General features: G+C 68.1%; 18 protein-coding genes and 1 tRNA gene. 8 read left to right on the forward strand and 11 right to left on the reverse strand.

Going from position 1 to position 24,986, the window contains the following annotated elements; genetic code table 11:
* Positions 1-537 precede the first annotated feature (537 nt).
* Together OHA03_RS01380 and OHA03_RS01385 are read left to right on the forward strand one after the other, a co-directional pair.
* Complete coding sequence (locus OHA03_RS01380) at positions 538-2,658, forward strand: glycosyl hydrolase (RefSeq protein WP_323181321.1); 2,121 nt, start codon at positions 538-540, stop codon at positions 2,656-2,658.
* Positions 2,659-3,002: 344 nt separating this feature from the next.
* Complete coding sequence (locus OHA03_RS01385; protein ID WP_267007887.1) at positions 3,003-4,163, forward strand: ROK family protein; 1,161 nt, start codon at positions 3,003-3,005, stop codon at positions 4,161-4,163.
* A gap of 211 nt (positions 4,164-4,374) precedes the next feature.
* Here OHA03_RS01385 and OHA03_RS01390 read toward each other — a convergent pair whose 3' ends face one another.
* The 5 genes from OHA03_RS01390 to OHA03_RS01410 all read right to left on the reverse strand — a co-directional run bounded on the left by OHA03_RS01390 (position 4,375) and on the right by OHA03_RS01410 (position 9,968).
* Positions 4,375-6,258, reverse strand: a complete 1,884-nt coding sequence (locus OHA03_RS01390; RefSeq protein WP_267007888.1) for a cellulase family glycosylhydrolase — start codon at positions 6,256-6,258, stop codon at positions 4,375-4,377.
* Between the two features lie 583 nt (positions 6,259-6,841).
* A complete protein-coding gene (locus OHA03_RS01395) occupies positions 6,842-7,207 on the reverse strand; it encodes a zinc ribbon domain-containing protein (RefSeq protein ID WP_267007889.1) in 366 nt (121 codons plus the stop codon).
* A complete protein-coding gene (locus OHA03_RS01400; protein ID WP_266999899.1) occupies positions 7,089-8,294 on the reverse strand; it encodes an RNA-guided endonuclease TnpB family protein in 1,206 nt (401 codons plus the stop codon). The genes OHA03_RS01395 and OHA03_RS01400 overlap by 119 nt, the downstream gene beginning before the upstream one ends.
* On the reverse strand, positions 8,291-8,869 hold the full coding sequence (locus tag OHA03_RS01405) for an IS607 family transposase (RefSeq protein ID WP_266999900.1): 579 nt from the start codon (positions 8,867-8,869) through the stop codon (positions 8,291-8,293). Before OHA03_RS01405 ends, OHA03_RS01400 begins: the two co-directional genes overlap by 4 nt.
* Before the next feature lie 118 nt (positions 8,870-8,987).
* A complete protein-coding gene (locus OHA03_RS01410; RefSeq protein ID WP_266999901.1) occupies positions 8,988-9,968 on the reverse strand; it encodes an SIS domain-containing protein in 981 nt (326 codons plus the stop codon).
* Between the two features lie 723 nt (positions 9,969-10,691).
* Between OHA03_RS01410 and OHA03_RS01415 the strand changes: the two genes are divergently transcribed.
* The gene (locus OHA03_RS01415) at positions 10,692-10,949 is read left to right on the forward strand and encodes a helix-turn-helix domain-containing protein (RefSeq protein WP_266999902.1); all 258 of its coding nucleotides are present in this window, start codon (positions 10,692-10,694) and stop codon (positions 10,947-10,949) included.
* A gap of 587 nt (positions 10,950-11,536) precedes the next feature.
* Here OHA03_RS01415 and OHA03_RS01420 read toward each other — a convergent pair.
* Entirely contained in the window at positions 11,537-11,986 is a 450-nt protein-coding gene (locus OHA03_RS01420) for an MFS transporter (protein WP_266999903.1), read from the reverse strand.
* A gap of 209 nt (positions 11,987-12,195) precedes the next feature.
* On the opposite strand from OHA03_RS01420, the gene OHA03_RS01425 reads away from it, so the two are divergent.
* On the forward strand, positions 12,196-13,437 hold the full coding sequence (locus OHA03_RS01425) for an Ig-like domain-containing protein (protein WP_266999904.1): 1,242 nt from the start codon (positions 12,196-12,198) through the stop codon (positions 13,435-13,437).
* A gap of 7 nt (positions 13,438-13,444) precedes the next feature.
* Here OHA03_RS01425 and OHA03_RS01430 read toward each other — a convergent pair whose 3' ends face one another.
* Positions 13,445-13,741, reverse strand: a complete 297-nt coding sequence (locus tag OHA03_RS01430) for a hypothetical protein (RefSeq protein WP_266999905.1) — start codon at positions 13,739-13,741, stop codon at positions 13,445-13,447.
* 407 nt (positions 13,742-14,148) lie between these two features.
* On the opposite strand from OHA03_RS01430, the gene OHA03_RS01435 reads away from it, so the two are divergent.
* Entirely contained in the window at positions 14,149-16,026 is a 1,878-nt protein-coding gene (locus OHA03_RS01435; RefSeq protein ID WP_266999906.1) for a CocE/NonD family hydrolase, read from the forward strand.
* A gap of 352 nt (positions 16,027-16,378) precedes the next feature.
* Here the strand turns inward: OHA03_RS01435 and OHA03_RS01440 are convergent.
* A tRNA-Leu gene (locus OHA03_RS01440) sits at positions 16,379-16,463 on the reverse strand.
* Positions 16,464-16,688: 225 nt separating this feature from the next.
* Between OHA03_RS01440 and OHA03_RS01445 the strand changes: the two genes are divergently transcribed.
* Positions 16,689-17,993 (forward strand): DUF2254 domain-containing protein, encoded by a 1,305-nt coding sequence (locus OHA03_RS01445; protein WP_266999907.1) that lies wholly within the window; start codon positions 16,689-16,691, stop codon positions 17,991-17,993.
* A 21-nt stretch (positions 17,994-18,014) separates the two neighbouring features.
* On the opposite strand, the gene OHA03_RS01450 is transcribed toward OHA03_RS01445, so the two are convergent.
* The 3 genes from OHA03_RS01450 to sucC all read right to left on the reverse strand — a co-directional run bounded on the left by OHA03_RS01450 (position 18,015) and on the right by sucC (position 21,892).
* Positions 18,015-19,589, reverse strand: coding sequence for an aldehyde dehydrogenase family protein (locus OHA03_RS01450; protein WP_266999908.1), 1,575 nt, complete (start codon positions 19,587-19,589; stop codon positions 18,015-18,017).
* A gap of 252 nt (positions 19,590-19,841) precedes the next feature.
* On the reverse strand, positions 19,842-20,747 hold the full coding sequence (gene sucD / locus OHA03_RS01455; RefSeq protein ID WP_266999909.1) for a succinate--CoA ligase subunit alpha: 906 nt from the start codon (positions 20,745-20,747) through the stop codon (positions 19,842-19,844).
* 11 nt (positions 20,748-20,758) lie between these two features.
* On the reverse strand, positions 20,759-21,892 hold the full coding sequence (gene sucC, locus OHA03_RS01460) for an ADP-forming succinate--CoA ligase subunit beta (protein ID WP_266999910.1): 1,134 nt from the start codon (positions 21,890-21,892) through the stop codon (positions 20,759-20,761).
* A 164-nt stretch (positions 21,893-22,056) separates the two neighbouring features.
* Between sucC and OHA03_RS01465 the strand changes: the two genes are divergently transcribed.
* Positions 22,057-23,739 carry a thiamine pyrophosphate-binding protein gene (locus tag OHA03_RS01465; protein ID WP_266999911.1) on the forward strand — a complete coding sequence of 561 codons (1,683 nt, stop codon included), beginning with the start codon at positions 22,057-22,059 and terminating at the stop codon, positions 23,737-23,739.
* A 16-nt stretch (positions 23,740-23,755) separates the two neighbouring features.
* Complete coding sequence (frc, locus tag OHA03_RS01470) at positions 23,756-24,985, forward strand: formyl-CoA transferase (RefSeq protein ID WP_266999912.1); 1,230 nt, start codon at positions 23,756-23,758, stop codon at positions 24,983-24,985.
* Position 24,986 lies beyond the last annotated feature (1 nt).

A 24,986-nucleotide genomic window follows, 5' to 3' on the forward strand; every position in this document is an offset into this window, starting at 1 on the left:
CTACGGCCGGGATCCGATCGGCTGGGCGAAGGGGGTTCGCCTCGGGACCTGGACACCGTAGCGAGCACACATCCAGTTTTTCCAGACTGAGGTCAAAGTTCGTTGGATTCCCGTCATAGGTCTTGGCGGATCGTCAAAAGACCCGCTAGCTTCACATCGTTGCCGCATTGAAAGAGGTTGCCTGAACCCCGCCCTCGGGTTCGCGGTGCCAGCGGCCTCGCAGCGACAGGGGCGGATGCCGCCTGTGCGTGAGTGACGGCGGCCCCCGCCGTCGTCGTCGCGCGGGCGATCAACCGCAGCGCGGCACTCGCCCCGTTCCGCCCAGGGCGCCGGTCCGGTGAGCGGAGTACTCGCGCCTCGAACGCGCTCATCCCGGCGGCTGATTGCCCACCCGGCGGGACCGCGAGTCCTGCGCGGTGCCGCACAAGCGAATTCCCGAAAGGTGCAGCGGTGTTCAGAAGACTGCTCCATGCCCAGACGGATCCGCCCCCCTCAAGATCCGCGCTACGTGACCGATTCAGCGAGCATCCGGCGCTGATGGCGCTGATGGCCGTTGTCTTCACGGCTTTCGCATTGGCCGTTCCGGCCGCGTACGCGGCGGTGAATCGCGCGGAGGAGACCGCAGCGACCCAGGTGCTCACCTGGACGGCCGGCAACGATTACATGAGCTACGCATCAGCCCCCGCCACCGCGGTGGCCGGCAAGGCGACCATCGTGTTCGAGAGCAGCGCCGCGACCGGCAACACGTCGGGGTTGTCGCACACCCTGACGTTCGACGCCTCGAACCCCGACTACAACAGCGACGTCAGCCTCAACATCCTGGCGAGCCCCTTCGACTCCGAGGGAGGCAGGCACACTGCCGAAGTCACCCTCACACCTGGCGTCTACCACTATTACTGCGCGATGCCGGGCCACCAGATGATGTCGGGTGAGCTCATCGTCACCACCGCGCCCGGCGACGACACCACTGCGCCGGATACGTCAGCAACGGTGTCGGGGACGAAGGACGACTCCGGGAACTACGTCGGCAGCGCGAGCGTGACGCTGACCGCTTCGGACGCGGAGTCCGGTGTGGCCGGAATCGAGTACGCCCTCGACGGCGCCTCATACAGCAACTACACAACGCCAGTTGCGATCAACAGCGTAGGCCAGCACACACTGAGCTACCGAGCGACCGACAAAGCAGGCAACACCTCGCCGGCGAAATCGGTCGACTTCACCGTCGTAGCACCCGAACCACCGAAGGACACCACACCACCCGACACCTCAGCGACAGTGTCCGGAACCAAGGACTCCGCCGGAAACTACGTATCGAGCGCGACCGTCACAGTGACCGCTTCGGACGCAGACTCCGGCGTGGCCGGAATCGAATACGCCCTCGACGGCGCCTCATACAGCAACTACACAACGCCAGTTGCGATCAACAGCGTAGGCCAGCACACACTGAGCTACCGAGCGACCGACAAAGCAGGCAACACCTCGCCGGCGAAATCGGTCGACTTCACCGTCGTAGCACCCGAACCACCGAAGGACACCACACCACCCGACACCTCAGCGACAGTGTCCGGAACCAAGGACTCCGCCGGAAACTACGTATCGAGCGCGACCGTCACAGTGACCGCTTCGGACGCAGACTCCGGCGTGGCCGGAATCGAATACGCCCTCGACGGCGCCTCATACAGCAACTACACAGCACCAGTTGCCGTGAACAGCGTGGGCCGACACACACTGACCTACCGAGCAACCGACAAAGCAGGCAACACCTCGCCGACGAAATCGGTCGACTTCACCGTCGTAGCACCCGAACCACCGAAGGACACCACACCACCCGACACCTCAGCGACAGTGTCCGGAACCAAGGACTCCGCCGGAAACTACGTATCGAGCGCGACCGTCACAGTGACCGCTTCGGACGCAGACTCCGGCGTGGCCGGAATCGAATACGCCCTCGACGGCGCCTCATACAGCAACTACACAGCACCAGTTGCCGTGAACAGCGTGGGCCGACACACACTGACCTACCGAGCGACCGACAAAGCAGGCAACACCTCGCCGACGAAATCGGTCGACTTCACCGTCGTGGCGGCTCCGCCCGAGGACAGGACGCCGCCGCAGGTGTCGGCCTCCGTCTCCGGCACGAAGAACGACTCCGGTGACTACGTCGGTAGTGCGACGGTGACGGTGACGGCTTCGGACACGGGGTCGGGTGTGGCCGGGATCGAGTACTCCCTCGACGGCGGCCCCTACCTGCAGTACTCCGCACCGGTGGTGATCGACAGAGCCGGAAACCACATCTTGCTCTACCGGGCCACCGACAAGGCCGGCAACACGGCCACGCCGCAGTCGCTGTCCCTCACCATCGTCGACAGCAAGCCGCCGACCGACTGTCCTGAAAGGGACGACCGCTCCACAGTGTTCCTCGGCTCGATCAACACCGGTGTCCCGAACCGCGTCACGACCAACGGCTGCACGGTCAACGAGCTGATCGAGGATCACCGGGCCTGGAACAACCATGGCGCGTTCGTCTCACACGTCGGGGAGATCGTCACGACGCTGCGGAAGGAAGGGGTCCTCGACCAGCGGGAGGCCGCCCTGATCAAGAAGGCGGCCGGCCAGTCCGACGTCGGCATGCCGATCCACGGTACCGCCGGTCGCTGAGTCACGGCCGGGCGGTGACGCCGCCTGAGCCGTGTGCCTCGGCCGGCAGCAGCCCGCCGAGCGGACCGGACAGCGCACCAAAACCGATGGGGTGGAGAGCTGGACGGCTCCACCCCATCGGGCTCGGCCGCCTCTGCAAGAGCCTGGGCGGCAACGAGACCGTGCTGCTTCGAACCGGCTTTGTCTGCTGATGACAGTCCTGTTACTCGGTGCACAAGTTTCCTTTGCCGTCGACGGCACGGTGCTACGGTCCGGTGGAAGTCGCGCCCCCAAGCACCGGGAATGCGAACGGCTCTGACCACGACGGGGGCGGCGTGAGGAGTACGACGGCTCGACCGGCCAATATGCATCAGGCCCGGCTGCTCCGCCTCCTGCGCGACCTCGGCCCGCAGTCCCGGGTCGCCCTGGGGGACCTGGTCGAGCTGTCGCGTTCCAAGCTCGCGTTCGAAATCGACCGGCTACTGGAAACCGGTCTGGTCGTCCCGGACGGCCTCGCCGCCTCCCGCGGCGGCCGCCGCTCGCACAACGTCCGGATCGCCCCGTCGCTGCGGTTCCTCGGCGTGGACATCGGCGCCACCTCCGTGGATGTCGCGGTCACCAACGCCGAGTTGGAGGTCCTCGGCCACGTGGCCGAGCCGCTGGACGTGCGCGACGGCCCGGTCGCGGTCTTCGAGCGGGTGCTGGCGTTGGTCGGCAAGCTGCGCGAGGCGACGTCGGCGGAACACTTCGACGGTGCCGGGATCGGCGTGCCGGGACCTGTCCGGTTCCCGGAGGGTGTCCCCGTCGCGCCGCCGATCATGCCCGGGTGGAACGGCTTCCCCGTCCGCGAGGCGATGAGCCAGGAGCTCGGTTGCCCCGTCCTCGTCGACAACGACGTGAACCTGATGGCCCTGGGCGAGCAGCAGGCCGGCGTCGCCCGGTCCGTACGTGACTTCTTGTGCGTGAAGCTCGGGACCGGCATCGGCTGCGGCATCGTCGTCGGCGGCGAGGTCCACCGCGGTATCACCGGCAGTGCCGGCGACATCGGCCACATCCAGGTGGACCCGGACGGGCCGCGGTGCGCCTGCGGCAACACCGGTTGCCTGGAGGCCTACTTCGGGGGGAACGCCCTCGTACGCGACGCGACCGCATTCGCCCGGTCCGGCCGCTCGACGGAACTGGCCGGACGGCTCGCATCGGCCGGGAGGCTGACCCCCGAGGACGTGTCGGCCGCCGCGGGCGCCGGGGACACCGCGGCCCTGGATCTGATCCGCTGGGGAGGCAACCGTACCGGTCAGGTCATCGCCGGCCTGGTCAGCTTCTTCAACCCCGGCCTGGTGGTCATCGGAGGAGGGCTCACCGGACTGGGCCACAACCTCCTGGCGAGCATCCGCACCCAGGTCTACTGTCAGTCGCTGCCGTTGGCGACCGGCAACCTGCCGATCGTGCTCGGCGAACTCGGCCAGGTCGCCGGCGTCGTCGGCGCCGCCCGGTTGATCAGCGACCACGTCTTCTCACCGGCCTGACGCTTCGATGCGCGGCCGGAACCCGTGGCGCTCGAACTCCCGTAGGGCGTGCAGAGGTGGCGCTGGTTCCAGATCAACGTGCGGTCCAGCGACTCACGCCGACAAGTCTGCACCCCACCGGCCACGAACGGATCCGCTGTGTGCCGGCTTCAGCCTCGGCTGCTCCGCCCGCCGTGCGGTGGACCGGCGGGCAGAGCTCCACCCGTACGGATCAGGGTTCCGTGCCCCAGGCCAGTGCGCCTCCGATGTACGCCGTGACCTGCGGCGCGTCCGCGAAGGAGGTGTTCGTGCCGCGGCTGTGGTCGTCCGTCTCGTCGAAGGCGGACCAGTCGGTCTTGTTGAAGCGGCTCTGGATCTCTCCGGTCGAGGCTCCGGGGGCCAGCGATCCGGCGCCCGTGGTGAAGGAGAATTCCACGTAGTGGTCGGCGGAGGCGCCCGGTGCGGTGGGGACCACCTTCGCGGTGATGTTCGACGCGCCGAGCTGCGCCCAGTCGATCGAGGTGCTGTACGTGCTCGCCCCGCCGTCCCCGGTGAACCAGTAACGGACCGTCACCGTCGACAGGTTCAGTGCGCTGGTGCCCCTGTTGACCAGCTGCAGTCCCGGCTTGATCTGGTTGTCGGACGGTGCCGAGTCGTTGTTCTTGTACTGGACCTTCACCGAGCCGGAACCGCCGGTACCGCCGGTGGTGGTCGCGGTGACGGCGGCGGAGGCCGCCGAGGTATTGCCCGCCGCATCCTTGGCCTTGATCGTGTAGCTGTAGGCGGTCGACGGCGTCAGCTGCGAGTCGGTGAAGGTCGTGCCGGTTGCCGAGCCTGCCAGGGCGCCCCCGCGGTAGACGTCGTAGCCCGCCACGCCCGTGTCGTCGGTCGAGGCGGTCCAGGACAGGGACGCCGTGCTCGACGTCGTACCGGTGACCGTCAACCCGGTCGGCGTGCTCGGAGGCGTCGTGTCGCCGGTGCCCCCGCCGCCACCGAAGCCCGGTGCCTTGATGGACTGCAGATAGCCGTCCTTGGTCGTGTTAACGGTGGTCCAGTCGTCGTTGAGGATGCCGCCCGTGTCACCCGAGTTGGGGTTGACGCACCAGAACGTCCACTGGAAGCTGTCCGCGCCGTACTGCTCGGTGGGCCGGAGATAGTCGACGAGCGCGTGCAGCCACGTCTGGTCCGTGGCCGACTGCAGGGTGGTGCCGAACTCCCCCAGCCACACCGGGGCGGTGTCGTTCTTGAACAGATAGCCCCAGTTCTTGTCCCAGATGCCGGGCATGTTGGCGGGGAAGGCCGGGTCGCTGAACCAGCTCTGCTGCGCCACGCTCGTCGCGTAGTCGTGCGCCGAGTAGACAAGCCGGCCGGCGACATCGAGGCGGACCGGGAAGCTGCCCGCTCCCTGCAGATTGCCGCCCCACCAGTACGAGCTCCCGTTGAAGCTCTGCACTCCCTCGACGAAGATCAGCAGCGCGGGGTTGACCGACAGCACAGCGTTGCCCGCACGCTCGGCCGCGAGCCGCCAGTCGACAGTGGTGTCGCCGCAGCCCCAGCAGGCCGGGTCATGCGGCTCGTTGTGCAGATCGATGCCGATCACCGTGGAGTCGCCGTGGTACCGCTGGGCAAGCGCCTTGAGGTCGGCGATCCAGGTGGACTCGGGCACGCTGCTGGTGTACCAGAGCGCGGACTGGCCACCGGAGTCCGGACGGTGCCGGTCCAGGATGACCTTCAGACCGATCTGCCCCGCGTAGGCGACGAGCTTGTCCATGATCTGGAGCGGGGAGAGACCCTGAAGATCCTGGTTCTTGGTGTAGTCGATACCCGCTGCCGCTGCGCCCGGCTTGAAGATGTCGTCGGAGTACGGCATCCGGATGGTGTTGTAGTCGAGCGACTTGATCTGGTTCAGCATGTCCTGGTAATTGCGGGCCCACAGGCCGTGGGCGACTTGGTTGGTGGTCTCGAAGCCGAACCAGTTGATTCCGGCGATACGGACGGGGCTGCCCGCTGAGTCGAGGATCTGCCGTCCGTCGGTATGCCAGTAGCCGCCTCCGGCGGCCGCCGCGCTCGGCGCCGTGAAGAGGAGTGACAGCGTCGAGAGGAGGAGCGCGAGCATGATGGCGAGTGCGGCCCGGGGGCGCGCGGCCTGTCTGCTTGGCACGGTGGAGCTCCTTTCGGGTGGGGGAACCGCCCCCCGGTCCCAGGGGGGTGCGGTAAAAGCCTGTGGGAGCGCTCCCATGGTTCCGTCATTGAAGTAGACCCGTCAAGAGTGCCCGGCGTGGGGCTGGGTGTGGCTGGTCCCCGTGCTGCTCGTCGACCGCCGCTTCGCCCCCGTCCGCAAGGAGGCCGGGGCCCGCCACGTCGCCCGCCTCGAAGCCGTACTCTCCGAACGACGCTGACTAGTCCGCACTGTGGCGAGCCCCGTGCCAGCGGTGACTGACGCGGGGCCGACGTCGCACCCCGGGATCGGCACTGACACGCCCCGACCGCACACGTTCGACAACTCGCCTGCTCAGGCACTGCCAACTCAAGTGCTCAGGTGTCAGCTGGGGTGCACATTCACACGGATCTCTCCCGACCAGCGCTGTGTTGGTCAATCGTTGGTGTCCGAGGGGGAATCGATACCAGTGCCGTTGCTTTGATCATCAAGCGATCTCAGCAATCCCGATGTTTCCACCGCAATGGTCCGTAACGGGTCATCAGAGCGCGAGTTGCGCGCCGGTGTCCTGTTGACGGTCTCCCGTTTCCTTCCCGGCCCGGGGGCTGGGGATCGCGCCACCTGCCCGCCCCGTCCCGGCCTTGCGGCGCGGGCGGGTGACGCGGGTCTTCCGGTCGGCTCCACGGGGCTTCGACTTCGCCTTGGCGAGGTCCAGGTCTCCGGCCACTCCGGTACCTGTGGTGCGGGCCGCGAGGGCGACCAGGTTGTGTCCGGCGTTGGCGTCCCGGTTAAGGACGAGGCCGCAGTTGTCGCACTCGAAGACGCGCATGCTGAGGGGCAGTTTGGTTTTCGCCGCACCGCAGCGGGAGCAGGTCTTCGAGGAGGGGAACCAGCGGTCGGCGACGATGAGTCGCGTGCCACGCCGGCGGGTCTTGTAGGTGAGCTGGCGTCGGATCTCGCCGAACGCGGCGTCCGCGACGCGGCGGGACAGGCGCCGGTTGCGGCCCATTCCGGCGACGCACAGGTCTTCGATGACGATCGTGCCGTACTCGCAGGCGAGGGGTCGTCATCTGGTGGAGGGTGTCCTCGCGGAGGTTCGCGACCCGGTGATGGATCTTATTCCGCGCCTGACTGGCCTTCTCCCAGCGGCGGGAGGCCTGCTGCCCGGTGCGCCGGTCGGGGCCATGCCGACGCGAGACGACACGGCTGGCGCGGCGCAGCTGTTTCTGCGCGCGGTCGAGGTGGCGTGGGTTGGGTTCTGCGCGAAGGACACCGTCGCTGTCCGCGAGGACGGCCAGGGTCTTGATGCCGAGGTCAATACCGACCGCCGTGTCCGGACGGGCAACCTTGACCAGCTCGTGCTTCTCCTCGACCTGCAACGACACGAACCAGCGCCCCCGGTTAAGACGTGCGGTCGCGGACAGGATCCGCATGTTCCCGGCGTCGGCGAGGGCCCGCAGGTGGGAGGCGTCCTCGTGGAGGCGGACCGTGCCGATCCTGGGCAGGGTGATATGCCTGCCGTCAGGCTCGATACGGATCGTTCCGGTAGTGAACCGGCAGGTCAGGCGCGCTGTTCGCTTCGACTTGAAGCGCGGGATGCCCATCCTTGGACCCTTGCGCTTACCGCTCTTCGACTTCGCATAGTTTTCGAACGCGGCCGACGCGCCTGCCAGACCGGTGTTGTATGCCTCCTTGGAGTTCTCCTCCCACCAGCCGGCGAAGCGCGGGTTGGTGCGCTTGTCCTCGTTGAACGCCTTCCGCAGCGAGGGCAGCGACCACGACCGCCACTGAGTCAGCTCGTCCTCGCAGATGCCGTACGACTGCTCGGCCTTACGCTGCCACCACACGGCAGTGACGTACGCGACCGCCCAGTTGTACGCGGACCGCGCGGCACCTGCGTGCGAGTGCAGGTGGCGGTTGGCCGTGGCGTTCGGATCCAGCGCGAGCTTGTGCGCGAGGACGTTGAAGCCGGGCTGCGGCTTGAACTTCTTCATCCGGCCACATCCGGGCCGGTGGCGACGGCGATGGCCCGGTCGGCGCGATTCTTCGCGGAGCGGCGGCCGTACAGGCGTGCGCACATCGAGGTCAGGACCTCGGTGATGTCCCGTACGAGGTCGTCGGCGGTCTCCGCCGGGTCAAGGACGACCAGGCGTCGCCCCGAGGCCGAGAGGGCTCCTTCGAGGTGCTCGACGCCGAACCGGGCGAGGCGGTCGCGGTGCTCGACCACGATCGTGCCGACACCCGGGTCGGCGAGCAGCCGGTACAGCTTGCGGCGGCGCCCGTTCAAGCCGGAGCCGACCTCCGTCACCACGTCAGCGACCATGAGGCCCTGAGCCGTTGCGCCCTGCACGGTCCGGGCGACCTGACGCTCCAGGTCCGCTTTCTGGTCACCGGACGAGACACGGCAGTACACCACGACCCGTCCCGCAGCCTGCGCGGCGGGCTCGGTCACGAGCCACGTACCCGACGGCGTCTGGACAACCGGGACCGGCATACGGCCCTCCTTCGCCCAGGTCCACGCGGTCTGGTAGTGCACGCCGTTGCGCGCTGCCCACTCGGAAAGCTTCACGACATCAGGGCATTCATTGAAAATGACGGATATCCACTGAAAAAAGTGGGAACTGTTGTTCACCCCACGGATTCCGGCGCTCAGCGGGACGCTTGCCGGGGCGGGCTCCCCATCGGGCTCAGGCCACGGGTGCCCCCAGGGTCCACAGCCGCTTCTCCGCCCAGGCGCCCACGATGGCCACATCGGGGTCCTGCCGCCGGATCTCGGCGAACCGGTCCGCGAGGAGCTGGAGCCGGGCCGTCATCGGCAACTGAGCCAGCAGCGGTGACAGTCCGGCAGGGGCACCGCCGAGGGTGTGGACCGTGATGCCTTCCTGCCGGGCGGCCTCGCCCAGGGCAGCCGTCAGACCATCCGGGTCGCCTGCGGGCTCCAGCAGGATCAGTCCGTCGGCGCTTCCGAAGGGCACGGCCGAGCCGTGGAGGTAGTCCTCGGCCTCGTACCCCTCGGCGAGGGTCCGGGACGCCTCGCGGATCTTCAGTGCGCCCTCCCGGGCGGTGACGCCCCAAGGACCGGCGCCGATCAGCGCGATCGAGCGCGCCGGGAAGGCGACTTCGTCGATCCCGGGTTCGGCCACCACGGCCCGTACAGCCTCGGCGGTGCGCCGCAGCGCGTCGGGGGCGAACTCCTCGGCGCCGAGGTGCGCGGCGAGGGAGGCGAGTACGGTCAGCGCGGAGGTGTAGCTGGCGGTGTAGGTCTCGGAGCGTTCCCGCTCGACGGTCTCCACCGCGTCGGGCCAGCCCGAGCCGTGGCCGGTGATCGAGACCACCGGTATCCCGGCGGCGAGGGCCTGCTCCCGGCAGGTGAGGGCGAAGGCGGTCTCCGCGGTGTGGGTGATCACCACCATGGCGTCGCCGTCCCGCAGCGGCGCACCCCAGCGGGCGAACCCGGCGGCCGACGACCAGCGGGCGTCGATTCCGGCCCGGGCGAACATCATGGCGCCGAGTGCAGCGGCGTGCCGGCTGGTGCCCGTGCCGATGAGCACGATGCGCCGGGCACCGACGAGTCGCTCGGCCGGGCCGGAGAAGTCGGCGCCGGCGAGCCGGGCAATGGCGTCGGCCTGAGTGTGGATCACATCGTGGAGGGCGGTGCGAGAAGTCATGCCGGGTCCATTTCTTTCGCGAGCGGGGATGTGACTTCGGTGGGTCAGTGGCCGGGGCGGCTCGTCGTCGGCCGCGCGGTGACGACGAGGTGAGGCGCGCGGACGTGGAAGGGGGGCAGGTCGTAGTCGCCGTACACGGCGGTGGTCGCGAACCCGGCCCGGCGAAGAGCGCGAGGAGTTCGTGTGCGCTGGAGACCCGGCAGTCGGCGGTGACCGAGCGTTCGGGGGTCGTACCCGCGGTGCGGATGTGCCAGCGGATCCGGCTGGTCAGCGGCGAGAACCGTTCCTCGTACAGACAGGTCATCCGGCCGTCGGCGTCGAAGGTGCGGACGACGAACTCGTCGGGCCCGGCGCCGGACGCTTCGCAGCAAGCGACCTCTCCCTTCGATCCGATTCAACGGAAATCGCTGCATCTACTCATTAACAATGCTGATTTCGTTGAGACATGGCGCATCGATAACCGAATCGGTTGCGATCTTCCGTGCGTCGACTCGCCTTGTCAAGGGGCGTTCCCTGCAGACTCCGCGGAGCGAGCACGGCAGCGGCCACGCAACCGACGGTCGACCGCGACTGGTGGACGAACGGCATGGAGCCGTGGGGGTTCCGCGGAGTGACGAAAGAGGTGTGATGGCTCGTCAGACACAGCGGCGTGTCACGGAAGGAAACCGACACAAGGGGGTGCAGCGACGGGGCCGCAGCGGGCGAGACACGCCCGGCGCCCGGATGACCCGTGACGAGATCGCCCGGCTCGTCCGCTCGATCAGCGATCTCGCCAACGTCGTTCGGCGGGCCGACGCCGACCTTGCGGCCTGGGCGGGGGCCTGGGTGCTCATGCGCCGGATCAGCAAGACCGCTCCGGTCAAGGCGCTGGTGGAACGGACAGGCGTGGCCCAACCCACGGTGTCCAGCCACATCGCCAACGCCCGGAAACGGGGCCTGATCGATGAGGGCGGGAACCTCACTGATCGGTTTTCATTCTGAATTCGCAGGTCGGGCCGCTGGTGTGGGTGGAGATTGACGCGCTCGTGCTGCTCTCGGACGTGATCGTTAGCAGGTGATCGTCTGCCACGGGCCGGTTCGCGGGTTCTGGGGTGGTCCGCCCGAGGCGTCTCGTAGGTTCCGCAACGGGAGGGAGGCGCATGGTGGACGTGCTGACGTGGACGATCGAGCGGCGGATGCGGCTGGCTGAGCGGGCCGAGCTGCTGCGCGAGGAGCTGGCGGAGGGCCGGCCTCGAGCGCGTGATCGGAAAACGGCGATTCGGCCAGTACGGCTGCGACCGGGGCGATGTCTGTACCGTCCTGCCGGTCAGAGCTCTCCCGGCGAGGACGCGGTCTTGCTGCGCGACGGAACCGTACCGTGCGAGGCCGTGAGCGTCGGCGCCTGGCGTGGCATGAACAGCAGCGCGATCACGGCGACGGCGCAGCAGCCGACGATGTACCAGCTGATCCCTGTGCGGGAGCCGGTGTGCTCGAGGATCGCCGCCGCGGTCCGCCCACTATCACCGAGACGAGCTGATGTCCGAGCCCGGCACCGCTGTAGCGGACGTTCGTCCCGAACCCCTCGGCGATCAATGCGGCCTGGGGCCGTACTGGACGTCGTGGAAGACCAGGGAGAGCACGATCGCGAGGAGGACGAGACCGGAGCTGCCCGTATTGAGCAGACCGAAGTACGGGAACGCGAACAGCCCGGTACAGCAGATACCGATGCCGTAGACCAGGCGCCGCCCGAAACGGCCGGAGAGGTGGCCGAAGAGCGGGACGGTGATCAACCCGACTGCCGCCACAACGAGCGTGTCGTTCAGCAGGTCGCCTCTGGGGAGCCCGAGCTTCTGCGTGCCATCGGTGAGCACGAAGGTGATGAAGAGGTAGAAGGGCCCCTGCTCCGACATCCGGACGAAGGCGGAGGTCAGCACCGCGCGCGGCTGGTGCCGCAGCACGTGCCGGACCGGCTGGCGCACCACCACGCGTTCCTGCTTCACCTCGGTGAAGGCCGGACTCTCCAGCACGCGCAGCCGCACGTAGAGCCCGATCCGGGCGGCGAGAGCGGATCGACTACGCGCCGTCCCTCAGTCGAGCAGGGCCTCGGCGACGCGCTCGACGGGGCGTGGTCTTCACCACAATTTATCCATTAAGGGCAGATGACCCCATATAAATGGGTTTATAGCTAGCTGCACTCCCTCGGCATCCAGCTCCAGGGATTCAACGACCAGTGACACGGGAGAAGCGTTTGATCACGGCACGTAAAGGACGCACCCGGCTGGTGGCTGCGGTCGGTGTACTCAGCGGTGTGGTCTCACTCACGGCGCTCAGCGGTACCAGCAACGCTGCTACCAGTGGTAACGACGTCGGGAATCACCCGAAACCGCAGGCGCGGGCGGAGCAGGCGGCCACCCAGGAGGCTTCCGACGCCCGAATAAAGATCATGCCCAAGCAAGGTGCCTACGACGTCGAGATCAACGACTCCGTCAAGGTCACCGTCAGCAACGGCAAGCTCACCAAGGTGACCATGACCGCCGTCGCGACCGGTGCTGAGGTTCCGGGCACCCTGTCCGCCGAGAGCACGTCCTGGAAGCCGAACGGCCGACTGGAGCGGGCCGCCAAGTATCAGGTCGCCGCGGAGGCCAAGGACGCCAAGGGCCGCTCCGTCACCGGGAACGCCACGATCACCACGCTCTCCCCGGCCAATAACTTCATCGGGCACCTCTCCCCCGAGAACGGCTCGACCGTCGGCGTGGGCATGCCGGTGACGGTCAATTTCGACAAGGCGATCAGCGACAAGGCCGCCATGGAGTCGAAGATCCAGGTCCGCTCCAGCAGCGGCCAGCAGGTCGTCGGCCACTGGTTCAACGACGACCGCCTGGACTTCCGCCCCAAGAACCACTGGAAGCCCGGCTCCACCGTCACCGTCACGCTCAACCTCAACGGCACCCAGAAGACGGTCACGTTCAAGATCGGCCGGAGCCAGATCAGCACGGTCGACGCCAAGACGAAGCAGATGACCGTCGTACGGGACGGCAAGACGATCAAGACCATCCCGATCTCGTCCGGCAGCACCGAGCACCCGACGTACAACGGTCAGATGGTCATCTCCGAGAAGTTCAGGCAGATCCACATGAACGGTGCGACCGTCGGCCTCACGAAGAAGGACGGCACGCCCTCCTACGACATCGAGGCCGTACCGCACGCCATGCGCCTGACCGCCTCGGGCACCTTCATCCACGGCAACTACTGGGGTGCCGACGCGCTCTTCGGCAAGGTCAACACCAGCCACGGCTGCGTGGGCCTGAAGGACGTCAAGGGCGGCGGCGACGGCAAGCAGCCCGCCGCGTGGTTCTTCGACAACTCGATGATCGGTGATGTCGTGATCGTCAAGAACTCCGAGGACAAGACCATGCTGGCCCCCGACAACGGCCTCAGCGACTGGAACATGCCGTGGAGCAAGTGGGTCGCGGGCAGCGCGACCGGCTGACGCCACGTCACTCCCCAGGCATCTGAACCTGAATCCCTTCCGCCAGGCGGCGGGCGACTCCGTGTCGCCCGCCGCCTGCGGCGTCAGGGCGCTCGAGCAGCCCTCGCCGCGTGTGGAAACGCGGTTGCGTCACGTCGCCCAACAGACGACCGATGTCGGCGGACCCGTGGGCCGTTCGACACCAGTACTGTGCGCCCATCGCCCGCAAGTCCCGTCTGGTACTGGGACGGAAGAAGCTGATCGCGAACAGCGCGGTGTTCAAGATCCCCCGCGGCCACAGGTCATGCGCGGCGTCGTCCAGCATGTCCTCCCTCCACGGCGCATCCTGCGGTCCGGCCGACAGGCGGCCAGGGCAGTTCCCGGCTGTCCCCTTCAGGGTCGTGGCATGGGCCGACGGAGACCCGGCCGACATGGCGAACCAGCCCCATCCGCTGGGATGCAGCAGACGTTTCCACCGTCGTCTCCCGCAACCTCCCCCACTAGAAGTGAACTTGCTCCCGCCACGTCAGTAACACGACGGATACACAGCACCGTTGACGCGTTTCAGTGCTGACCTTAGGCTCGCTCGCCAACGGTTCCGGCCAGGGTTCGCACACGTGGTCCCGTTCCTGACATGTGTGCGACCGTCCATCGTCCCTGCGATGGCGGGCAGGGCGCTGCCGCTCGACCGGAAACGCCGTTCCGCTACGTACCGACGACTCGGGAGAGCATGTGAACAGACGTCGCGCGCCCGGCTGGGCCGCCTCGGCACTCGTCACCACTCTGGCGCTGACCGGCGCACTCGCCGGCCCCGCCGTCGCGTCACCGGGCGCCGCTTCCGCTCAGACCCCGACCACGGCGGTCGCCACCGCGGCCGACGGCATCACACACGAGCAGAACGACCGTGTCCCAAAGGGCTCGGTCTGGACCCAGCACTACTTCCCGTCCTCGGACGACTCGGGTACCGAGCTGCACAGCGACCTGCTGATGCCCGAAGGCGTGCCCGCCGGGCAGAAGGTGCCGGTCATCCTCTCCATCGGCCCGTACTTCGGGCACATGGGCCAGACGAACCCCGAGGGCTGGACCCACACCGGTCCCTCGAATCGCTTCCAGGACTTCATCGAGGGCAGCGACCTCTTCGCCCACGGCTACGCGTTCCTCATGGTCGACCTGCGCGGCTTCGGCGGCTCGACCGGCTGCCTCGACTGGGGCGGTCCCGGTGAGCAGGCCGACGTGAAGGCCGCGATCAACTGGGCCGCGAGCCAGCCGTGGTCGACCGGCGCGGTGGGCATGTACGGCAAGTCCTACGACGCCGTCACCGGCCTCATCGGAAACGACCTGAAGCAGTCCGCGCTGAAGGCCGTTGTCGCCGGGGAGCCCCTCTGGGACATGTATCAGTACATCTACTCCAACGGCGTCCCCCGCCCGAATGTGACCGGAACCGCGAATGCCTACAACGGCATTGCCACGATGGCCCCGCTGTCGGACGACGACGGGCACTATCAGGCCAACGCCCGGTACGAGGACGACCACCCCGGGTGCCTGACCGAGAACTCGGCCGGCTACCGGATATCCGACCGGAACGACCCGTTCTGGACCTCCCGTGACCTGGCCAGGATGGCTCAGGGCACCAACACGCCGCTCTTCGTCACCCAGGGCTTCATCGAGAACAACACCAAGCCCGAGGAGATGCAGGAGTACCTCACCAACCACACCGGCCCGGAGCGCGGTTGGGTCGGCCAGTGGGACCACGTGCGTGGTGGCGACCGGGTGAGCGACGGTCGCCTGGCCATGGGCCGCGAGGGCTGGTACGACGAGGCGCTGTCCTTCTACGACCAGTACCTCAAGGGAGTTCAGCCCTCGGTCGACTACCCGGCGTACTCCGTCGAGGACTCCACCGGTCACTGGCGGGCCCAGGACACCTGGCCGGTGGTGGAGCGTGACGTCACCCTCCCGCTGGGGAGGGGCAGTTACCTCGACGACGGCGGTGCCTCCGCCCGCGCCAACCTTGCCGCCGCCGGCACAGCGGCGCCCAAGGCGGTGCAGCCGTCGGGCAACTGGGACATGGAGAAGGCGCCGACGACCGAGCAGCCGACGCCCAAGGGCCTGGCCAAGGGGATCGCGAAGAGGCAGCAGGCCGGTGAGGTCGGCTCCAGCTTCTTCGTCTGGTCGCAGCCACTCGCCCAGGACGTACGGGTGACCGCCACACCGAACATCTCGCTGACCGCGAAGGGCGAGGGCAACGTCATGCTCAAGCTCTACGACGTCGGCCCGGACGGCAAGGCCGTGATGTTCGACGAGCAGGTCTCCCTGCTGAAGGCGGGCCGGATGAGCGTCGACCTCAAAGCGACCGACTGGACGCTGGCGGCCGGGCATGTCCTGGCCGTGGAGATCGGCTCGATCCAGACCGGGTCGTGGCGTGACATCCCATCGGGTCGGACCATCAATGTCTCGGGCGCCGTCCTGAGGCTGTCCCTGGACAACCCGTCCGACGACGTCGCCGGCCAAGGAGACCGCTCACCGTACCTGGACACCTACCTGCGCCAGTACACGGTGGACCTGCCGGCCGGTCCGGCATCCTTCACCGTGACGCCCGGCGGCCACATCTGATCCCACGCCCACAGGTCGGCGCCGGCCGGCACGGCTCCCGGCCCCGCGCTCCGGAGCACCGTCCGGCACCGACCCAGACACCGGGCGACGTCTCCCCCGATCAGTGCCTCGTTGTCCTGATCATGTGTGGCAGGGGGAGTTGACTGACGACAAGTGGGCGGTGCCAGAGCCTCTGCTGAATTCTCCGGATGTGTCGTGGCCCGTCAGCATCATGGTGGGGAATGGCTCGTGCGCATGCCATTCGGCAGGCAGAACACGGGCTCACCCTCGTCCACGACTCCGGAAAACACAAAGTGCTGGTTGAGACGAGTCTCAACCAGCACGTGGCGACAACCCGTAAGTTGCCGTTCGGTGTCCGAGGGGGGACTTGAACCCCCACGCCCGATAAAGGGCACTAGCACCTCAAGCTAGCGCGTCTGCCATTCCGCCACCCGGACTAGGTGATCGGCCCCGGTCTCCCGCGGCGACAAAGAAAACAATACCAGGGGTTTGGGGTGCCTCTCACCTGCATATTCGGTGGTCAGTGCGGTGCGGTGGGCGCACCCGAGGGGCCGGGGAGCGTCGCGTACGGTCCGCAGTCGTTCGCGTACGGGCAGTGCTCCGGAGGTTCGCCGGGCGGCGTAACAGGCCTGGTGGGGGGTGGTCGGGCTACCTTCGCGGACATGAGTGATCGCGGCTATCGGCGGCCCCGGACGCTGTCCCCCTTGCGTGAGTATCTGCGCGATACGTTCTGGTTCGCTCCGACGGTGGGGCTGCTGTGCTCCTTCGCGCTGTGGTGGGGCGTCTCGGCGCTCGATGCGGAGATCGTCACGCACCTCAAGGACGAGCAGGCGTACGAGGAAGTCGGCGATCTGATCAGGTTCGCCGACGATGCCAGGACCATCGTCACCACCGTCAGCTCGGCGATGATGACCTTCATCGGCGTCGTCTTCAGCATTTCGCTGGTGGCCGTGCAGATGGCGAGCGGTCAGCTCACGCCCCGGGTGGTGCGGATCTTCGTCAGGAGCCGGATCAGCAAGCTGACGCTGACGGTGTTCCTGGCGACCTTCGCGTTCTCTCTGCTGGTTCTGACCTCGTACGAGAGCGAGAGCGACCCGCGGCGGGTCACATCCGTACCGCTTCTGCAGAGCATGCTGACGCTGGCCATGGTGGGCCTCAGTCTGTTGCTGTTCATCGCGTACGTGAGCTCGACGCTGCGGCTCATGCAGGTGGGGCCGGTCGTCGATCGCATCACCCATGAGTCCCTGCGGGTGCTCGGCCGGATGCCCGGTGGGGTGCGGGAAGAGCTGCCGCTCGGGGCGGAGACCGCTCGGATCGGGCACTCGGGGCGGGCGGGGGTGCTGCGCGAAGTGAATGTGGCGCGGCTGGTGCGGGCTGCTCGGCGGCAGGGGGTGGTGTTGCGGCTGATCCCGCGGATCGGGGACTTCGTGGTGCCGGGCACGCCGGTGCTGGCCGTGCATGGTGGGGCCGCTCCGCCGCGGCGGATGCTGAGGTACACGATCTCGGTGGGAGTCGAGCGCACATCGCAGCAGGATCTGGCCTTCGGACTGCGTCAGCTTTCGGACATCGCGCTGCGGGCGCTGTCCCCGGCGGTGAACGATCCCACCACCGCCGTGCAGTGCCTGGACCGGATCGTGGAGTTGCTGGCCGCCATGGTGCACCTGCCGCTCGGAGCGGTGCAGCACCGGGACGGGGCGGGTGTGGTGCGCCTTGTGCAGGACGGACCGGAGTGGACCGATCTGGTGGATCTCGCCTTCGAGGAGATCCGGTGGTGCGCGACGAGGAGTCCGCAGGTGTCCCGGCGGATGCTGGCCGGGATCGACGATGTGGTGGCGCCGGCTCCGGAGGACCGGAAGGGCGCGCTGGTCAGGCACCGTGAGCTCCTGGTGAAGGCCGTGGAGCGCGCGGTGCCCGACGTCAGCGAACGGGAGTTCGCGCTCTCTCCCGATCGTCAGGGGATCAGGTGAGGCAGGTGTTGCTCCTGGGGGTTACGGCATCAGGTGGTAGTCCGGGAAGTTGCCGGGGAGGCGCTCCCCTGCCGGGCCGTCCGTCACCGCTCTGACCAGCAGTTCGCCGCCCACGAAGGCCCCGCGCCAGGACGCGCCGAAGCCGCCGAAGAGTTCGTCCCGGTCGCCTCGGGAGCGGGGGGTGCCGTGGCCGGTCTTGAACGCGCGGATCTGTGGGGCCAGGCGCTCGTACGTTGCCGGGTCGTCGGTCGAGAGCGTGGCCACCAGGGCGCCGTTCGAGGCGTTCATGGCGGCCAGGAGTTCCGCCTCCGTGTCGACGAGGACGATCGTGTCGACCGGGCCGAACGGTTCCGCGTGGTGGAGCGGGGAGGACGGGGGCGGGTTGAGGAGCGTGACCGGGTGGAGGTACGCGCTGGTGTCCTGACCCGGGAGGAAGTGTGTGTCGGCCGTCGATCCTCGGTGGAGGGGGATGGCGCCCCGGTCGATGGCCTCCGCCACCTGATCGGCCAGTTCCTTGGCCTTCGCCGCGTTGATCAGCGGGCCGAAGTCCAGGGTGGGGAGCGGGGCCGTCGGGTCCGCCACCGCCAGGGGGTGGCCGGTGCGGAGTGAGCGGACGGCGGGGAGATAGGCCGACAGGAACTCGTCGAACGCGCCGCGCTGGACGACGAAGCGGGGGTACGCGGTGCACCGCTGCTTGCCGTAGTCGAAGAGCTTCGGGATGACGGCGGTCAGGGACGGCCAGTCCGTGAAGTTCCAGATGCCCCAGGTGTTGAGACCCTCCTGTTCGAGGATGTGCCGCTTGCCGAGGTCGGCGACTTCGGTGGCGATACGGGCCCCGGTGTCCCGGCCGCCGACGAAGGAGACACAGCCGATCTCGGGCGAGCGGACGAGAGGCGCGGAGAGTTCGCTTCCGCTGCCGCTGAGGAGGGTGAGCGGGATGCCCTCGCGGGCGGCGAGGGCGCAGGCCAGGGTGAGACAGGCGACGCCGCCGTCGGTCGGGGTCTTGGCGATGACCGCGTTGCCGGCCAGGGCCTGGACGAGCATCGCGTGGACCAGCACGGACATGGGGTAGTTCCAGCTGGCGATGTTCGAGACCGGGCCGGGGAGCGGGGTGCGGTCGGCGAGGAGGCGGTCGATGTTGTCGACGTACCAGCGGACACCGTCGATCGCACGGTCCACGTCCGCCTGGGCGAGGCGCCAGGGTTTGCCGATCTCCCAGACGAGGAGGAGCGCGAGGAGTTCCCGGTGTTCGGTGAGCGCGTCGAGGGTGGCGGAAACGCGGGCGCTGCGCTCGGCGAGCGGGATGTGACGCCAGGCGCGGTGCTGGTCGAGGGAGGCCCGGACCGCCTGTTGGGCGGTCGGGGCGTCCAGGCGGGGCGGGCCGGCGATGGGGCTGCCGTCGACGGGGCTGGTGGCGGGGAGGGGGCGGCCGTCCTGCTGCCAGGACGAGGCCCAGAGGTTGAGGACCCGGTCGGCCTGGAATGCCTCGGGGGCGATGGTGAGGCAGCGTTGCCAGGCGTCCGACCAGGCTGTGCCCGGTTTGAGGGTGAGGGCGGGGCGTGGGGTGGGCTCGCTGGTGGGCGGGTTCGATGCCATGAAGGTCTCCGCTCTCGGTGCACAGTCGGGGCGGGAGGTGGGATGGCTGCTCGTACGGGACGGTAGTGAGCGGGGGTGGGAATGGAGGTGACGTTGGCTCAGGGGTGAGCGACGTCACCGTCACGTGGTGGGGTGAGGGGGCGGGGCGGGTGGGTCGCCTGCGGCCGGCCTTCCCCAACCCGCCCCTTCCCGAAACCGGGGCTCCGCCCCGGGCCCCGGTCCTCAATCGCCGGACGGGCTGAAACGGTCCGACTAGCTGCGTGTGCCCGACGGGCTGGGTGTCCCCAGCTTCTCCCGTACCAGCCTGGCCGTCTCCGTCGGTGTGGCGCCGACCGGTACCCCTGCCGCCTCCAGCGCCTTCTGTTTTGCCTCCGCCGTGCCCGACGAGCCCGAGACGATGGCACCCGCGTGGCCCATCGTCTTGCCCTCGGGGGCCGTGAAGCCCGCAATGTAGCCGATCACCGGCTTGGTGATGTGCTGACGGACATAGGCCGCAGCTCGTTCCTCCGCGTCGCCGCCGATCTCGCCGATGAGGACGATGAGTTCCGTGTCGGGGTCGTTCTCGAACGCCGTCAGGCAGTCGATGTGCGTGGTACCGATGACCGGGTCGCCGCCGATGCCCACCGCCGATGTGAAGCCGATGTCGCGCAGTTCGTGCATCAGCTGGTACGTCAGCGTGCCGGACTTCGAGACCAGGCCGATCCGCCCCGGCCCGGGCGCGATGTCGGCCGGGATGATGCCCGCGTTGGACTGGCCTGGGGTGATCACGCCGGGGCAGTTGGGGCCGATGATGCGGGTGCCGCGGGCACGGGCGTGGGCGTGGAAGGCCACCGCGTCGTGGACCGGGATCCCTTCGGTGATGACCACTGCCAGGCCGATGCCGGCGTCGGCCGCTTCGATGACGGCCGCCTTGGCGAAGGGTGGCGGCACGAAGACCACCGTGACGTCCGCTCCGGTGGCGTCCATTCCTTCGCGTACGGAGCCGAAGACGGGGATCTCGGTTCCGTCGAGGTCGACCTTCCGGCCGGCCTTGCGCGGATTGACGCCGCCTACGATCCGGGTGCCCGCCGCGAGCATCCTGCGGGTGTGCTTCATGCCCTCGGCGCCGGTCATCCCCTGGACGAGGACCTTGCTCTCCTTGGTGAGAAATATGGCCATGTCCGGTCTCCTTAGGCTGCGTCGGCCAGTTGGGCCGCTCGGCGCGCGGCGCCGTCCATCGTGGTGGCCTGCTCGACCAGGGGGTGCGCGTGTGCGTCGAGGATCGCTCGGCCACGGGCGGCGTTGTTGCCGTCGAGGCGGACGACGAGGGGCTTGGTCAGGCGTACGGACCGCAGTGCCTGGACGATGCCCTCGGCGACCGCGTCGCAGGAGGTGATGCCTCCGAAGACGTTGACGAACACCGACTTCACTGCCGGGTCGGAGAGGATGACGGAGAGGCCGTCGGCCATGATGCCTGCCGAGGCGCCGCCGCCGATGTCGAGGAAGTTGGCCGGGCGGGCTCCGCAGCCGGCGACGACGTCAAGGGTGGACATGACCAGTCCGGCGCCGTTGCCGATGATGCCGACCTCGCCGTCGAGTTTGACGTAGTTGAGGCCCTTGGCCGCGGCCGCTGTCTCCAGTGGGTCGCCGTGCGGGTCATCGGCCTCTGTTCCCCAACGGGACTGGCGGAACCCGGCGTTGTCGTCGAGTGTCACCTTGCCGTCGAGCGCGAGGATCCGGCCGTCCACCGTACGGACCAGGGGATTGACCTCGACCAGCAGGGCGTCCTCCCCGGTGAGCACCTGCCACAGGCGCTGGAGCACGGGGGCGGCCTCCGGCGGCAGGGCTGCCGCTGCGGCGATCTGTGCGGCCTTGCGTTCCGTCACTCCTTCGACGGGGTCGATGGGGATGCGGGCCACTGCCTCCGGGCGGGTGGCCGCGACCTCCTCGATCTCCATGCCGCCCTCCGCGGACGCGATGGCGAGGAAGGTGCCGGTCGTCCGGTCGAGTACGTAACTGACGTAGAACTCGGCCTCGATTTCCACGGGTTGGGCGAGCATCACCGTCCGCACCGTGTGGCCCTTGATGTCCATGCCGAGGATCTGGCGGGTGGTCAGTTCTGTGGCCGCCGGGTCGGCCGCGATTTTCACTCCGCCCGCCTTGCCCCGACCGCCCGTCTTCACCTGCGCCTTGACGACGACCCGGCCACCGAGCCGGCCCGCCGCTTCCTTTGCGTCGGCTGCGTGGTCGATGACCTCGGCCTCCGGTACCGCTATGCCGTGTTCTGCGAAGAGTTGCCGTGCCTGGTGCTCGTACAGATCCATAGCCACTCCCGATCGTGCCGATTGTGAAAGTGCCGCTCGCCCCCTGGACACCACCCACCGGATGCGGGATAACAAGTTTCATACAGTATTCGTCGACTGTATGCAATGTACCGCGGGAGCACGGCAATGGCCCCTGCACTCCCCTACGAAGGGACAGCACCGCGATGCCCCAGGACAGCCAGGAACTCATTTCCGGTGGGCACTTGGTCGCCAAGGCGTTGAAGGCAGAGGGGGTGGAGCGCATCTACACCCTGTGCGGCGGCCACATCATCGACATCTACGACGGCTGCGTCGACGAGGGCATCGAAGTCGTCGACGTACGACATGAACAGGTCGCCGCGCATGCCGCCGACGGCTACGCACGGATCACCGGTAGGCCGGGATGCGCCGTCGTCACCGCCGGACCGGGGACCACGGACGCGGTGACAGGGGTCGCGAACGCCTTCCGCGCCGAGTCGCCCATGCTGCTGATAGGTGGTCAGGGTGCTCACAATCAGCACAAGATGGGCTCGCTCCAGGATCTGCCGCACGTCGAGATGATGGCTCCCATCTGCAAGTTCGCCGCCACCGTGCCGGACACCGCCCGCGCCGCCGACATGGTGTCCATGGCTTTCCGCGAGTGCTTCCACGGGGCACCCGGGCCTTCCTTCCTGGAGATCCCGCGCGATGTGCTGGACGCCAAGGTGCCGGTGTCGAAGGCCCGGGTGCCGGAGGCCGGGCAGTACCGGGCCTCGACCCGAACGGCCGGTGACCCCGAGGCCGTCGAGAAGCTCGCCGATCTCCTTGTGCATGCCGACAGGCCGGCCATCCTGCTGGGCAGTCAGGTATGGACGACCCGGGCAACGGATGACGCCATCGAGCTCGTACGGACGCTGAATGTCCCGGCCTACATGAACGGGGCCGGGCGCGGCACGCTCCCGCCCGGCGATCCGCACCACTTCCAGCTGTCGCGGCGGTACGCATTCTCCAACGCCGATCTGATCGTGATCGTGGGTACGCCGTTCGACTTCCGGATGGGCTACGGCAAGCGGCTCTCCCCCGACGCCACCGTCGTGCAGATCGACCTCGACTACCGCACCGTCGGCAAGAACCGGGACATCGATCTCGGGATCGTCGGCGATGCGGGGATGGTCCTGAAGGCGGTCACGCAAGCCGCGAGCGGGCGGCTCGACGGAGGCGCGGTCAAGCGCAAGGCGTGGCTGGAGGAGCTGCGTGCCGCCGAACAGACCGCGATCGAGAAGCGGCTGCCCAGTCTGAAGTCGGATGCCTCGCCGATCCACCCGTACCGGCTGGTCAGCGAGATCAACGACTTCCTCACCGAGGACTCGATCTACATCGGGGACGGCGGCGACATCGTCACCTTCTCCGGTCAGGTCGTCCAGCCGAAGTCCCCCGGCCACTGGATGGACCCGGGGCCGCTGGGCACGCTCGGCGTCGGGGTGCCGTTCGTGCTGGCGGCGAAGCAGGCCCGGCCCGACAAGGAGGTCGTGGCGCTCTTCGGCGACGGTGCCTTCTCCCTGACCGGATGGGACTTCGAGACGCTGGTCCGCTACAACCTCCCGTTCGTCGGGATCGTCGGCAACAACTCCTCGATGAACCAGATCCGTTACGGCCAGAAAGCGAAGTACGGGGACGAGCGCGAGCGGGTCGGCAACACCCTGGGCGACGTCCACTACGACAAGTTCGCCCAGATGCTGGGTGGTTACGGCGAGGAGGTCCACGACCCCGCCGACATCGCACCGGCGCTGCAGCGGGCCCGGGAGTCCGGACTGCCGTCACTGATCAACGTCTGGGTCGACCCGGACGCGTACGCCCCCGGAACCATGAACCAGACCATGTACAAGTAGCAGAGGAGCTGTTGGCATGACCAAAGCACTTGAGGGTGTGCGCGTCCTCGACATGACGCACGTGCAGTCCGGTCCCTCCGCCACCCAGCTGCTCGCCTGGCTCGGCGCCGACGTGGTGAAGCTCGAGGCCCCGAGCGGCGACATCACCCGCAAACAACTGCGCGATCTGCCGGATGTCGACTCCCTCTACTTCACGATGCTCAACTGCAACAAGCGGAGCATCACTCTCAACACGAAGAGCGAGCGCGGCAAGGAGATCCTCACCGAACTGATCCGCCGCTCGGATGTGATGGTGGAGAACTTCGGGCCTGGCGCCGTCGACCGGATGGGGTTCACCTGGGAGCGGATCCAGGAGATCAATCCGCGGATCGTGTACGCGTCCATCAAGGGCTTCGGCGAGGGTCCGTACACCAACTTCAAGGCGTACGAAGTCGTCGCCCAGGCCATGGGCGGTTCGATGTCCACCACCGGCTTCGAGGACGGTCCGCCGCTCGCGACCGGTGCGCAGATCGGCGACTCCGGAACCGGAATCCACGCGGTCGCAGGCATTCTGGCCGCACTGTTCCAGCGTGAGAACACCGGGCGTGGACAGCGCGTCAACGTCGCCATGCAGCATGCAGTGCTCAACTTGTGCCGGGTGAAGCTGCGTGACCAACAGAGGCTGGTGCACGGGCCGTTGGCGGAGTATCCGAACGAGGACTTCGGCGACGAGGTGCCGCGTAGCGGCAATGCGAGCGGCGGCGGGCAGCCCGGTTGGGCGGTGAAGTGCGCGCCCGGTGGGCCCAACGACTACGTGTACGTCATTGTGCAGCCGGTCGGCTGGCAGCCGCTCGCCTCGCTGATCGGGCGCCCGGAGCTGGTGGACGACCCCGAGTGGGCGACGCCCGAGGCCCGCCTGCCCAAGCTCGACAAGATGTTCCAGCTCATCGAGGAGTGGTCCGCGACGCTCCCCAAGTGGGAGGTGCTGGAGCGGCTGAACGCGCACAACATCCCGTGCGGCCCGATCCTCTCCACCCGGGAGATCATCGAGGACGAGTCCCTGGTCGCCAACGAGATGGTCGTCCAGGTGGAGCACCCGGAGCGCGGCACGTTCACCACCGTGGGCTCCCCGCTGAAGCTCTCCGACTCCCCGGTGGATGTGGTGACTTCGCCGCTGCTCGGCGAGCACAACGAAGAGGTGTACGTCGGTGAGCTGGGCCTCGGCGACGAGGAACTGCGGCTGCTGAAGACGAACGGAGTCATCTGAG

It is taken from the genome of Streptomyces sp. NBC_00154 (assembly GCF_026342835.1).
Lineage (GTDB): Bacteria > Actinomycetota > Actinomycetes > Streptomycetales > Streptomycetaceae > Streptomyces.

Excerpts from the sequence above, each read along its gene's own strand:
- OHA03_RS01430 (WP_266999905.1), bottom strand. The coding sequence starts at position 13,741 with ATGCTGGACGACGCCGCGCATGACCTGTGGCCGCGGGGGATCTTGAAC.
- OHA03_RS01450 (WP_266999908.1), bottom strand. The coding sequence starts at position 19,589 with ATGGCATCGAACCCGCCCACCAGCGAGCCCACCCCACGCCCCGCCCTC.
- sucD (WP_266999909.1), bottom strand. The coding sequence starts at position 20,747 with ATGGCCATATTTCTCACCAAGGAGAGCAAGGTCCTCGTCCAGGGGATG.
- OHA03_RS01400 (WP_266999899.1), bottom strand. The coding sequence starts at position 8,294 with ATGAAGAAGTTCAAGCCGCAGCCCGGCTTCAACGTCCTCGCGCACAAG.
- frc (WP_266999912.1), top strand. The coding sequence starts at position 23,756 with ATGACCAAAGCACTTGAGGGTGTGCGCGTCCTCGACATGACGCACGTG.
- OHA03_RS01385 (WP_267007887.1), top strand. The coding sequence starts at position 3,003 with ATGCATCAGGCCCGGCTGCTCCGCCTCCTGCGCGACCTCGGCCCGCAG.
- OHA03_RS01390 (WP_267007888.1), bottom strand. The coding sequence starts at position 6,258 with ATGCTCGCGCTCCTCCTCTCGACGCTGTCACTCCTCTTCACGGCGCCG.
- sucC (WP_266999910.1), bottom strand. The coding sequence starts at position 21,892 with ATGGATCTGTACGAGCACCAGGCACGGCAACTCTTCGCAGAACACGGC.
- OHA03_RS01445 (WP_266999907.1), top strand. The coding sequence starts at position 16,689 with ATGAGTGATCGCGGCTATCGGCGGCCCCGGACGCTGTCCCCCTTGCGT.
- OHA03_RS01415 (WP_266999902.1), top strand. The coding sequence starts at position 10,692 with ATGACCCGTGACGAGATCGCCCGGCTCGTCCGCTCGATCAGCGATCTC.
- OHA03_RS01380 (WP_323181321.1), top strand. The coding sequence starts at position 538 with ATGGCGCTGATGGCCGTTGTCTTCACGGCTTTCGCATTGGCCGTTCCG.
- OHA03_RS01465 (WP_266999911.1), top strand. The coding sequence starts at position 22,057 with ATGCCCCAGGACAGCCAGGAACTCATTTCCGGTGGGCACTTGGTCGCC.
- OHA03_RS01410 (WP_266999901.1), bottom strand. The coding sequence starts at position 9,968 with ATGACTTCTCGCACCGCCCTCCACGATGTGATCCACACTCAGGCCGAC.